The sequence below is a fragment of the Eubacterium uniforme genome (assembly GCF_900167115.1).
GTDB lineage: Bacteria > Bacillota > Clostridia > Lachnospirales > Lachnospiraceae > Eubacterium_S > Eubacterium_S uniforme.
Genome location: NZ_FUXZ01000003.1, coordinates 231,732 through 244,427, shown reverse-complemented (window position 1 = coordinate 244,427; position 12,696 = coordinate 231,732). Strand labels below are relative to the sequence as shown.

Sequence of the window (12,696 nt, the reverse complement as noted above, 5' to 3'; positions counted from 1 at the left end):
AGATTTTTTGGCAAAGGATAGGAGGAATTATGGGTAAACAAACCGGATTTTTAGAATATGAAAGAGTAGATGGCCCTGTTGTTAGTGAAGCAGAGCGTATAAAGAATTTTGATGAATTTCATGGATTACAGAATATAAATAAGCAGCAAATACAAGCTGCAAGATGTATGAATTGTGGAACACCATTCTGCCAGGCTGGTACAATTATAGCCGGCATGGCAGTGGGATGCCCACTTAATAATCTTGTTCCTGAACTTAATGATTTAGTATATCAGGGATGTTTTGAACAGGCATATAGAAGACTTGAGATGACAAATAGTTTTCCAGAGTTTACTTCAAGAGTTTGTCCAGCACTTTGTGAACATGCTTGTACTTGTTCGCTTGATGGAGAGGCAGTTTCAACTAAGGAAAATGAAAAGACTGTAATTGAGTATGCATTCGAGCATAATCTTGTTAAGGAAGTTAAACCAGAATACAGAACAGGTAAAAAGGTTGCTGTTATTGGTAGTGGTCCTTCAGGGCTTGCTTGTGCGCAGCTTCTTAATAGCCGTGGACATGTAGTAACAGTTTATGAAAGAAATGATAGAGTGGGCGGATTACTTAGATATGGTATTCCTAATATGAAACTTGATAAAAAGATTATTGATAGAAGAATTAAACTTATGGAAGATGTAGGTATTAAGTTTATTGTTAATGCGAATGTATCTACTAAAAATGAAAAGAAAGAAGTTGCTTGTGCACATGTTGTAAGTGATAAAGTTAAAAACATTGATGCAAAAGAGATTTTAAATGAATATGATGCTGTTGTTTTAGCTTGTGGTGCTTCTAATCCAAGAGATATTAATGTGACAGGTAGAGATGCAAAGGGAATATATTTCGCTGTTGATTTCCTTTCAAAAGTAACAAAGAGTTTAGAAGATAGCAATTATGAAAAGTTCCCATTTGAACTTGCAAAAGATAAGAATGTAATTGTTATAGGTGGCGGTGATACAGGTAATGACTGTGTTGGTACATCGATTCGTCTAGGAGCAAAATCAGTAACACAGCTTGAAATGATGCCTTGTCCGCCAACAGAGAGACTTGAATCAAATCCATGGCCAGAATGGCCAAAGGTTTTAAAAACTGATTATGGCCAGGAAGAAGCTATATATAAGTTTGGTAATGATCCTAGAGTTTATCAGACAACGGTTAAAGAATTTATTAAGGATAAGAAAGGTAATCTTAAAAGTGTAATTACTGTAAATGTTGCGTTTAAGAAAGATAAGAAAACGGGATGTATGGTAATGAAAGAGGTTTCCGGAAGTGAGAAAGAAATTAAGGCTGAATTAGTATTAATCGCTGCAGGGTTCTTAGGAAGTGAAGAATACGTTACTAAGGCATGTGGAGTTGAAACTAATGAAAGAACTAACGTAAAAACAGCTGAAGGTTCTTTTGAAACTTCAAAGAAAGGTGTGTATGTTGTAGGTGACATGCATAGTGGTCAGTCATTAGTTGTTAGAGCTATTGCAGAAGGTAGAAAAGCAGCTAAGCAGATTGATTATGACTTAATGGGATATACTAATTTATAAGATTATTGATAATCACATTTATTTGAAGATTTATACATTTGCTCACTTAGTAGTTAAATGCTACTAAGTGGGAGACAAGAAAGATTCTTATATGAAGAATCTCTGACTCTTTTTTAAAATGCGGAGGAGTTCCCTAAAGTTGATTAGGGTGATTAAAGGAGGAAATATGACTAAGTATATATTTGTTACAGGTGGAGTAGTATCAGGATTAGGAAAGGGAATTACAGCAGCATCTCTAGGAAGATTATTAAAGATGCGTGGACTTAAGGTGGCAGCACAAAAATTAGATCCATATATTAATGTTGACCCTGGAACAATGAGTCCATATCAGCATGGTGAAGTTTATGTAACAGAAGATGGTGCAGAAACTGACCTTGACCTTGGACATTATGAAAGATTCATTGATGAAGATTTAAATAAGTATTCTAACCTTACATCAGGTAAGGTATACTGGAATGTACTTAATAAAGAGCGTAGGGGCGAATATTTAGGTTCAACAGTTCAGGTTATTCCACATATTACAAACGAGATTAAGGAGTTTGTATATAGAGTTGGTAATGAAACTGATGCAGATGTTGTTATAACAGAAATCGGTGGAACAATTGGTGATATCGAAAGTCAGCCATTTATTGAGGCTGTAAGACAGATTTCACTTGAAGTTGGTAAGACAAATAGTTTGTTTATTCATGTAACATTAGTACCATTCCTTAAAGGTTCTGATGAACATAAGACAAAACCAACACAGCATTCAGTAAAAGAACTTCAAGGTATGGGAGTTAGTCCAAATATTGTAGTTTTAAGATGTGATGAACCACTAGAAGAATCAATATTTAAGAAGATTTCTATGTTTTGTAATGTTAAAGAAGATTGCGTAATTGAAAACATTACTCTTGATAGTTTATATGAAGCACCAATTATGTTAGAAGATGCTGGATTAGCAAATGTCGTATGCCGTGAACTTGAGCTTAACTGCGCTAGACCAAATCTTGGTGAATGGAAAGACTTAGTCGATAGAATAGAAAATAGAACTAAAGATGTAACTATTGGATTAGTTGGAAAATATGTACAGTTACATGATGCATATCTTTCTGTTGTTGAAGCACTTAATCACGCAGGATTTGCTAATAATGCACATGTAAATATAGAATGGATTGATTCAGAAGAATTAAACGAAGATAACTATAAGGAAAAACTTAGTAAGGTAAGTGGTATTATTGTGCCAGGTGGATTTGGTGATAGAGGTATAGAAGGAATGATTCTTTCAGCTAGATATGCTAGAGAAGAAAAGATACCGTATCTTGGAATATGTCTTGGTATGCAGATTGCTGTTATTGAATATGCAAGAGATGTTGCAGGAATTACTGATGCGTGTTCAGGAGAATTTCATGATCCATCAAATAACAGAGTAATTGACTTTATGCAAGGTCAGTCAGATGACATCAATAAAGGTGGTACATTAAGACTTGGAAGTTATCCATGTGCCATTAAAGAATTAACTATGATGAAAGAGTGTTATGGTGAAGAATTGATTCATGAACGTCATAGACATAGATATGAGTTTAATAATGATTTTAGAGATGTTTTAACAGAGAATGGACTTGTGATTTCTGGACTTTCACCAGATGGCCAATTAGTTGAAACTGTTGAAGTAAAGGATCATCCTTTCTTTGTAGGTGTACAGTTCCATCCTGAATTTAAGTCAAGACCAAACCGTCCACACCCACTCTTTAACAAATTCGTTGAAAGCTCGTTGAAATAATTAATCAATAAAGATTGTTGCTTGTATGGACGATTCCATATATAATTATATTCAAAGCATACATAAATTACTTGCTATGCGAATATATATTATCTAGCTGGGACCATCGCGGGTCTCTACACTTAGTGAGAAAGAGGTTTACCACTTTCGAACTTAGTGTGGCTAGGGGTACCCGCAATGTGCGAGAGCAGTGTCCAAGATAGATAATATATATTTGCATAGCAGGAAACTGTGTATATTGCTTTGAATATAATAACAATAATGGAGGAAGATTTATGGCAGTAGTTAAGGTAGATAAAACAAATTTTGATGAAGTGGTGTTGAATAATGATAAGCCAGTGATTGTTGACTTCTGGGCATCATGGTGTGGACCATGTAAGATGTTATCACCAGTTATGGAAGAAGTAGCAGCAGAGAACGATACATTTGTTGTAGCAAGTTTAAATGTAGATGATAGTATGGATATTGCACAAGAATATGCAATAACTAATATTCCATGTCTTGTTGTTTTTAAGGACGGAGCAGAAGTTAACAGATCAATTGGAGTTATTTCTAAAGAGGAAATTGTAGCTTTAGTATAAAAAAATTTAGTTTCTAATAATAGACTATTTTAAGCCACCAATTTTTATTGGTGGCTTAATGTGCTTTAAAAACGTATAAAATTGGAAAATATTAGATTTGACATAGTTTTTTTGCTGTGCTATAATCCACTTTTGTAGACTAGAAACTAAGTATTTTCATGTTCGATAATTAGATATTTAGTTTTGTGTGGACACACTCGATTTTTTATTTTTTATGTGTGGTTAAATTGTCGGTGAATAAAAAATATGAGGGGATATCCATGAGTAAAGATTTTATTTTAAAATTTCAAAGGAGTTTAATAATAGGCATCGGTGTTGTGTTAGCGTTTGTGTTTTGGCTAATGCATGTATCTCAATATGGTATTTTTAACGACTTTTATTTAATTTTAATATATAATGTCGTTATCCTTGTTTTGTGGATGTTATTTGCTGCTAGTAGATGCGTTACAAAAAAGATGGATGATAAGATTAATTCTATTTTTGAGATTATGATTGCTGGGGAGATATTTTTCTTTATATATGCCCAGTTACGTGTATGTTATGACGATGCAGATTATTTGATAGCAATTCCTATAATTGCCGCGGGACTTTCAGTTTTATGGTTATATGCTGGTAATAAATTATCTGTTAATAGATTGCTTGTTACATTTATGTTCTCGCTCTTAGCACTTCTATTAGTTAGTGGAGCAGAGTACCATTTTGTATATTTATCTGGTGATACTCATAAAACTCATCATTTTAGTACAGATGATAATTATAAGAGATTTAAAAAGTTATATAATAAAGGTAGTGGAAAAGCATATATAATCGATAAGTATACTGATGATACATTAGTATTAAGAGATTTAAGAACTGATGAAAAGTCTTATCAGACATTTGATTCAAAAACAGATTATGATGATTTCATCCTTTATAATACGATGGGTAAGGATAATTATTTACCAGAAATTGGTGATAAATGTACATTTGATGATAAAGAAAGATGTATTCATTTTGAAATTGAAGAGGCAGCTATCACTAAAGAGCATAGACTTAAGGAAAACCATATATTCTATTATAGTATATGGGTAGGGGTTATGATTGCATTATGCTTGCTTTTTGGTATTGGCATAAGGACTGAAGTGGAAAAACCAATTCTTGATAATAAGAAGTTGGTAAATGAATGAAGTGAAGACGACAAAGAAGAAGTCGTCAAAGAAGCGGAAAAAGAAGAATTTGAGGTTGATGAAGAACCTAAAGATAATTATAATAAAAATAAGGAGTCGTAAGACTCCTTATTTTTATGTATAAAAACCAAATCTTTATAAATCTTTGTGGTGGAATTTCTTTTCACCACTAGCATAGTCAGCAACGATTTCTCCATCACCTTCAAGCTTATATTTATAAGTGATAAGACCGTCAAGACCTACAGGTCCTCTGGCATGAATCTTACCAGTACTAATTCCAACTTCTGCGCCGAATCCATATCTGAATCCATCAGCGAATCTAGTTGAAGCATTTACATATACGCTTGCTGAATCAACCATTGTTGTAAAGTAAGCAGCTCTATCTTTGTCTTCTGTAAGAATACAATCTGTATGATGTGAGCCATATGTATTAATATGTGTAACAGCTTCATTGATGTCTGAAACGAATTTGAGTGATACAATTAAATCATTGTACTCTGTACCAAATTCATCATCATGCATAACTTCAACATCAAATTCATTACCAAGTACTTCAGCAATATCTCTTGATCCACGTAGTTTTACATTAGCATCAATAAGTGCCTGTGCAATTGCCTTGATGTAGTTTTTATCAATCTTTCTGTTAAAGAGAATAGTTTCTACAGCGTTGCAAGCTGCTGCATACTGAATCTTAGAATCAACAATTACAGGAATTGATTTCTTTAAATCAAAGAATTCATCAACATAGATGTGGCAAATGCCGCTTGAATGTCCCATAACTGGAATCTTTGTATTCTCCATAATATAACGTACAAATGAATTAGATCCTCTTGGGATTAATAAATCAACGCTTTCATCACATGATAATAATTCATCGATTTCACTATGAGCTTCAGCCTGAAGTAAGCAGTTATCTGGAAGTCCTGAAGCAGAAGCAGCGTTTTTTATGATTTCAAAAAGTGTTCTGTTTGTATTAGTTGTTTCCTTGCCACCTTTAAGGATTGCACAGTTACCACTCTTTAAGCAAAGAGAAGAAATCTGAACAAGTGCATCAGGTCTAGCTTCAAATATAACACCAATAACTCCAAGTGGAACAGATACCTTGGTAAGAACAAAGTCCTTATCTAATTCTCTTTTTAAAAGTACCTTTCCTAATGGGTCTGGTAAATTAATTAAATCTTTGATACCTTGAATGGCATCGCGTAATTTAACGTCGTCAAATTTAAGTCTTTTAACAATTGAAGCAGCAATATTATTCTTTGCAGCTTCATCTAAATCAATTTTATTAGCAGCAAATATTGCGTCTTTTTGTTTTTCAAGTTCTTTTGCAATGTTTGCAAGTGCTTCGTTTCTCTGCTCAAGTGTAGTAGCAGCAAGAATTGGAGCAGCAAGTTTCATTGCTTTTGTTCTGTTTTTGATATCCATATAATCCCTTCTTTCTTTTTTTCCTTCCTTATCGTGAATATCTTTCTTCTTATGATAATGTATATGGTTTTAAACCAAGACATTGTAAAATATATAACTTATATTGAGTAAAATGTCAACAAAAAAATTTTTGTTATTTGTAGCAAATTCTTGTTATGTGTAGTTTTTTTATTGATAATTCATATGTTAAATTTGTTTTAAGAAATATTATAGAAAATAAAATTATGTTCAAAAAAGGCTTGATTTATAAGAGCTTTTAATTTGAAATTAATATTTGAGTACGTAATAATTTAGTAACAAATAGAAAAAATAGGTATTTACTGAGTAATGTGGTTTACATAAAACGGATTTACATTGCATTTTTAATGTGATATAATGTGCATGGTTAGGGAGATATATATTAGTGGATTAATTAAGAAATTTATAAGGGTATTGTATGTTTTATATTTAAGGTGGTAGGAGAGACATTATGAAACACATATACATAGTAATATCGCAAACAGAAACTGGGTTTGCAAAAACAATTAGAAAATTTGGTCATGTAAGATATAATCACGCTTCAATCGCACTTGATAAATCATTGTATCGTATGTATGGATTCGCTAGAACTGAACAATACGGATACTTATGTGCAAAGCTTGTAAGAGAAACAACTGATAGATTTATGGTTGGAGCTACTGATGGAATTCCGGTTGTTATTTTTGAAATTCCAGTAACGGACATTCAATATAAATGGGTGGAAGATGAGATTATCAGAATTAAAGATGATCCAACATATAGATATAATTTATTTTCTGTATTATCTTATCCAGTATTTAAGGGATTTTCATCATATAAATCATTTACATGCATAGAGTTTGTATTATATATACTACAGGAATTAGGTAAAGATTTTGATGAACCAATTGCAAAGTATACTCCAGATCAGTTACTTGAACTATTAAATAGTTACATATGTTTCGAGGGTGATCTTCTTAAGTACATGCCAGTATATACTAGAAGTGAAGATTATTTTAATCCAGTATCATTTAAATTACTTAAGGCATCAATTAAGGCATTTGGTATTATGTCTTATAGGTCATTAGGAACACTTAGAAGATATATACATAAAAAAATATCAGCATAGATAAAAATAAAGCAGATACAAAAGTATCTGCTTTATTTTTAATTAATATTTATGGACTTCTTTATCAAGATTTAAAAGGTTAAGTCTAAGTGCATTTGTTACGACACAGAAACTTGATAAACTCATTGCAGCAGCTCCAAACATAGGATTTAGTTTAAGTCCAAAGGCTGGATAGTAAACACCAGCTGCAAGAGGAATACCTATAATGTTATATATGAATGCCCAGAATAGATTTTCCTTAATGTTAGTCAAAGTTTTTCTGCTTAGAATAATTGCCTTTGCCACATCCAAAAGTGAATTTTTCATAAGAACAACATCCGCTGCATCAATTGCAATGTCTGTTCCAGCACCAATGGCAATTCCAGTATCAGCACTAGTAAGAGCAGGTGCATCATTAATTCCATCACCTACCATGGCAATATTTTTGTATTTATTCTTAAGTTCTTTTATGTGTTCTTCTTTTCCTGTAGGTAAGACACCGGAAATAACTTTATCTATATTACTTTTTGCAGCAATTGCTTTTGCAGTTTCTTCATTATCTCCAGTAATCATGACGCACTCAAGATTTAAGTTCTTTAAAGTATTAATAGCTTTTGCACTGTCTTCTTTAATAGTATCAGCAACAAGAATTACACCAAGTAGTTTATTATTTAGAGAAAAGAAAAGAGGTGTTTTTCCTTCGGCTGATAAATCTTTAATTCTATTTTTTATATCATCGCTAATAGGAGCAAATGCCTCTACATATTTTTGTTTCCCAGCGTGAATATCATTATCGCCGTCTTTTGCACTAAGGCCATTACCAACCTCAGTTATAAAATCAGTTAATTCATTTTTCGCTATGTTATTATTATTTGCGTAATCACATATTGCATGTGCTAAAGGATGCTCTGAATAGCTTTCAATTGAATAAGCATATTTAATTAATTCATCCTTACTAACTAAGCATTCAATTATATCTGTAACAACAGGAGTACCGTTAGTTATGGTGCCAGTTTTATCAAGAGCAACAATATTTGTATGTCCCATTTGCTCAAGTGATGTAGCATTTTTAAAAAGAATTCCGTGTTTAGCACCAACGCCACTACCTACCATAATTGCAACAGGCGTTGCTAAACCAAGGGCGCAAGGACAACTAATAACTAAAACAGAAATAGCTCTTGATAGTGAAAAACTAACAGAATATCCAGCAAATGACCATACAATAAATGTAATAATAGCAATTATAATTACACATGGAACAAATATAGCCGAAACCTTATCAGCAATTTTTGCAATTGGAGCCTTGCTTGAAGATGCATCACTTACCATTTGTATTATCTTTGAAAGAGTAGTATCTTTACCAACATTCGTTGCTTTACATTTAATAAATCCAGAAGTATTAGTCGTTCCCGAATACACAGTAGAGTCAACTGTTTTATCTACAGGAATGCTCTCGCCTGTAAGAGCCGATTCATCTAAACTAGCAAACCCTTCTAAAATTAGACCATCAACAGGGATGGCATCGCCGGCTTTTACAATGAAGATATCATCAACCTTAACATCCTTAATAGGAACACTAACTTCTTTATTATCTCTTATTACTAATGCTGTTTTAGGTGCAAGATTCATAAGTCCTTTTAACGCATTTGTAGTTTTTCCTTTTGAAATTGATTCAAGCATTTTCCCAATGGTGATTAATGTAAGAATCATTGCTGCGGATTCAAAATAGAAATCGTGAATTAGTTTATGAGCGCCGTGCATATCGCTACTTTGCTTCATTATAATTTGAATTAAAACGGCAATACTATAAACATATGAAGCTGATGATCCAAGAGCAACAAGAGTATCCATATTTGGAGACATATGAAGAATGCCCTTAAATCCATTAATAAAGAAATTTCTATTTATAATCATTATTATGCTAGCAAGAAGCATTTGTAATATGCCAATTGCAGCAGGATTGTTGGCAAATACTTTAGGTATCTTAAAATGAAACATTGTATGTCCCATTGAAAAGTACATAAGCACAAGCAAAAATCCAACAGATGATAATAATCTATTTTTTAATTTTTTTGTTTCTAATTGGTATGAGTCTAAATTGTTTTCATCGGATGAAGAAGACTTTTCATTAATTAATTTTGCACCATATCCTGCATCTTTAACAGCTTTAATAACATCTTTGCTATCAACATTACCTTCAACTGTCATAGAATTAGTAAGCAAGTTAACATTAACTTCATCAATCCCATCTAACTTACACACAGCTTTCTCAACTCTGGCCTGACAAGCCGCGCAACTCATCCCAGTCACCTTATATTTATCCATAAACTACCTCGAATGTATATTATCAGTTGTTTTATATTTTCTCATTTGTCAAATTAATATTATCTATCTGTGACTCAGCTCTCGCACATTGCGGGTACCCCTAGCCACACTAAGTTCGAAAGCATTCTCACTAAGTGTAGAGACCCGCGATGGTCCCCGATAGAGAATATAAAATTTGCCAAATGCTTACATATTAAAACAACTGATAATATACATTATACATTATAAATGGGAAAAAAAGATGAAATTATTTATCATTAAGGGAAAGGGTTAAGAAAAAGTTAATTTGCGTATAATTTGATTAGATGGTAGAATTAGATAGGATTGAATTGTAAAATGTGGGAAAGAGGATAGATATGAAGAAAGGTATTGTTATGGTGCTTTTGGTGTTACTAGGAGTTAGTAGTATAGCTTATGGATTATATGTTAGAAGAGCAGCATCAGGAACATCTTTTTTTATGGTGTGGATCTTGATGGGAATTGCATTGTGCTTTGTAGGAGTTTTGGCATATGTGGGTGTATTTGCTAAAATACCTAGTGTAGTTAAGGTGATAATTGGCGTGATGGTTACGCTTGGCTTAGTTATGTTAGTTGTAATTAATGGTTTGCTATTTTCGACATTTGCTAGTAAAGGAGATGACAATCTTGATTACTTAATTGTTCTTGGTGCACAGATGAAGAATAGCGGACCTAGTGTAGCGCTTAGATATAGACTTGATGCAACAATTGAATACATGGAAAAGAATAAGAATACTAAGTGCATTGTTTCAGGTGGACAGGGTTCTAATGAGCCTGTTTCTGAAGCAGAGGGCATGGAAAAGTATTTAATTGAGCATGGGATTGATGTTTCAAGAATTATTAAAGAAGATAAGTCAACAAGTACAAAGGAGAATTTTGATTTTTCAATGAAGGTTGTTGATTTAAAGGATAAGAAGGTTGGAATTGTAACTAATAATTTCCATACATACAGAGCTAGGGCGATTGCTAAAAAGTGTGGACTTGAGGATGTTAGTACAATTGCAGCAGGAAGTGTTAAAACATATCTTCCAAACAATATGTTTAGGGAAGATTTGGCATTTATAAAGGATTTCTTAGTTGGAAATATTTAAAGGTGAAGTTATCTAACTTATAAAAGGAGAAAGAAGAATATTATGGCAGAAACTAAAAAAAATGATTTGATGATTATGAAGAAAATTAAAATTTCAATTTTCATGTTTATATGTGCTTTGGTTTTGTGTTCGTTTACAAATGCGGAGAGTGCATATGCTGGAGAAACATACGTTATTAATAGTGGCGATGCTAAAGAGGCTAAGCATGTTCATAAAGTGTTATACAAGGGTAAGCCTATAACATTAAAACTTAAGGGAAATAAAGCTTTAGCTATTGGTAGAGTTAATAGTCTGGCGGTGAATTTAGCTAAAGCTAATAAGTATGGCGTTTGTTCAAAATTAAGTGTTGAGAATATTAAGGTAAATAAAAAAACAATTACCATTAAGTTTACTAAGGAAAATGCGAAACAGTATAGAGAAGTCATCTTATTATTAAAGAAGATGAAGAAGTTTTATCTTAATAAGAATGTTAAGTCTTTAAAGAGTAAATTAAAGTATTCAGAAAATTATGATAAATATGACTTTAGAAAGTCAGAGGATAATAGTGCTACACCTGAGCCAGGTACATATAGTGAAGGTGATAAGTTTGAAATCTACAACTTATATTATGGAGATGATAACAGTTTATTATCAATCACTTATTTTGTAGATAAGGGATATTATGATTTGGCTGATTATGGAAATTATTCCGATGACTTTGAAAATGGAAAGTATCTTGAATGTTTAAAGGATATAAAGAATTATTATTATACAACAGGTAGTAATGCTAAGCATTATAAAGTAGATCAGGCATATATTGATAGAATTAAGTTAGAATTAGAAACAGCAAATGCTTTAGTAGATGAAAAAGTAAAAACTGATAAGGCTAGCATTGATAATTTATCGGAGGATGCTGTTAAGTATTTAAAAGATAAGAGTTTAAAGGATGAATATATTGCATGCTCTAGAATTAAGAATAATGAATTTTGTGATGTAAGTGATGCTTTAAAGATATATATGATTTCAAAGTGTTTCGTATATGATGATGGAGCTAAGGAAAATTATAACCCATTTATCAAGTATGATTTGATTTATAGTGGCAGTGCAGGTGGCGTTGTTTATCATTATGATAGAAATCCTAATAAGTATTATTTTAAGGATTATTTCTATGAAGGTAACGATAGATTCTTCAGAACTCAGAAGAATGGTAAAGTTTCAACTGTCTTAAAGAAACTTAGAAAGGGCACATTAAAGGGTGTATGTCACGATTATACAACTGCTCAGGGTTATATCTATAGTTTATTAAATATTGAACACTATTATGGGTATTCAAAAATAGCAAATCATGCCATTTCTATTGTTAAGGCAAAGAATACTGATGGTAAGACATTTTGGGTTTACCAAAATTACAATATGTTAGGTGATGCTGACAAGACAGTTATGATTGATGGACTTTGTCTTAAGGGTAAACAGTATAGCGCAATAGGTTCAAAAAAGAAGAAACAAAAAATTATTAAAAAAACAAAATTCACAATGAGTGATATTAACTAAAAGCATTTGCGGATAGGTATAAAAAGTGTTGTTCTAATTATGTTAGAATGACACTTTTTTGCTTATATCAATAATTACTTTGCACTTGTGCTTTGATGGAAATTTTTATATAATATAACGTGAATGTT

9 protein-coding genes are annotated in these 12,696 nt (G+C 32.2%); 7 read left to right on the top strand and 2 right to left on the bottom strand.

Going from position 1 to position 12,696, the window contains the following annotated elements; translation table 11 throughout:
- The first annotated feature begins 29 nt into the window (after nt 1-29).
- The 4 genes from B5D16_RS02685 (at nt 30) to B5D16_RS02670 (ending at nt 5,074) form a co-directional block, all read left to right on the top strand.
- Entirely contained in the window at nt 30-1,568 is a 1,539-nt protein-coding gene (locus B5D16_RS02685; RefSeq protein ID WP_078765426.1) for a glutamate synthase subunit beta, read from the top strand.
- A 166-nt stretch (nt 1,569-1,734) separates the two neighbouring features.
- Nucleotides 1,735-3,327: a CTP synthase gene (locus B5D16_RS02680; RefSeq protein WP_078765425.1), complete on the top strand. Its 1,593-nt coding sequence runs from the start codon at nt 1,735-1,737 to the stop codon at nt 3,325-3,327.
- Between the two features lie 275 nt (nt 3,328-3,602).
- Nucleotides 3,603-3,908, top strand: a complete 306-nt coding sequence (gene trxA, locus B5D16_RS02675) for a thioredoxin (RefSeq protein WP_078765424.1) — start codon at nt 3,603-3,605, stop codon at nt 3,906-3,908.
- A gap of 260 nt (nt 3,909-4,168) precedes the next feature.
- On the top strand, nt 4,169-5,074 hold the full coding sequence (locus B5D16_RS02670) for a hypothetical protein (protein WP_078765423.1): 906 nt from the start codon (nt 4,169-4,171) through the stop codon (nt 5,072-5,074).
- A gap of 135 nt (nt 5,075-5,209) precedes the next feature.
- Here B5D16_RS02670 and B5D16_RS02665 read toward each other — a convergent pair whose 3' ends face one another.
- Complete coding sequence (locus B5D16_RS02665; protein WP_078765422.1) at nt 5,210-6,499, bottom strand: glutamate-5-semialdehyde dehydrogenase; 1,290 nt, start codon at nt 6,497-6,499, stop codon at nt 5,210-5,212.
- Nucleotides 6,500-6,968: 469 nt separating this feature from the next.
- Here B5D16_RS02665 and B5D16_RS02660 point away from each other — a divergent pair, with 469 nt between their 5' ends.
- Nucleotides 6,969-7,625: a hypothetical protein gene (locus tag B5D16_RS02660; protein WP_078765421.1), complete on the top strand. Its 657-nt coding sequence runs from the start codon at nt 6,969-6,971 to the stop codon at nt 7,623-7,625.
- A 42-nt stretch (nt 7,626-7,667) separates the two neighbouring features.
- On the opposite strand, the gene B5D16_RS02655 is transcribed toward B5D16_RS02660, so the two are convergent.
- A complete protein-coding gene (locus tag B5D16_RS02655; protein ID WP_078765420.1) occupies nt 7,668-9,929 on the bottom strand; it encodes a heavy metal translocating P-type ATPase in 2,262 nt (753 codons plus the stop codon).
- 356 nt (nt 9,930-10,285) lie between these two features.
- On the opposite strand from B5D16_RS02655, the gene B5D16_RS02650 reads away from it, so the two are divergent.
- Both B5D16_RS02650 and B5D16_RS02645 read left to right on the top strand, forming a co-directional pair.
- Entirely contained in the window at nt 10,286-11,038 is a 753-nt protein-coding gene (locus tag B5D16_RS02650) for a YdcF family protein (protein ID WP_078765419.1), read from the top strand.
- Between the two features lie 42 nt (nt 11,039-11,080).
- Nucleotides 11,081-12,568 carry a hypothetical protein gene (locus B5D16_RS02645; protein ID WP_078765418.1) on the top strand — a complete coding sequence of 496 codons (1,488 nt, stop codon included), beginning with the start codon at nt 11,081-11,083 and terminating at the stop codon, nt 12,566-12,568.
- The last annotated feature ends 128 nt before the right edge of the window (nt 12,569-12,696 follow it).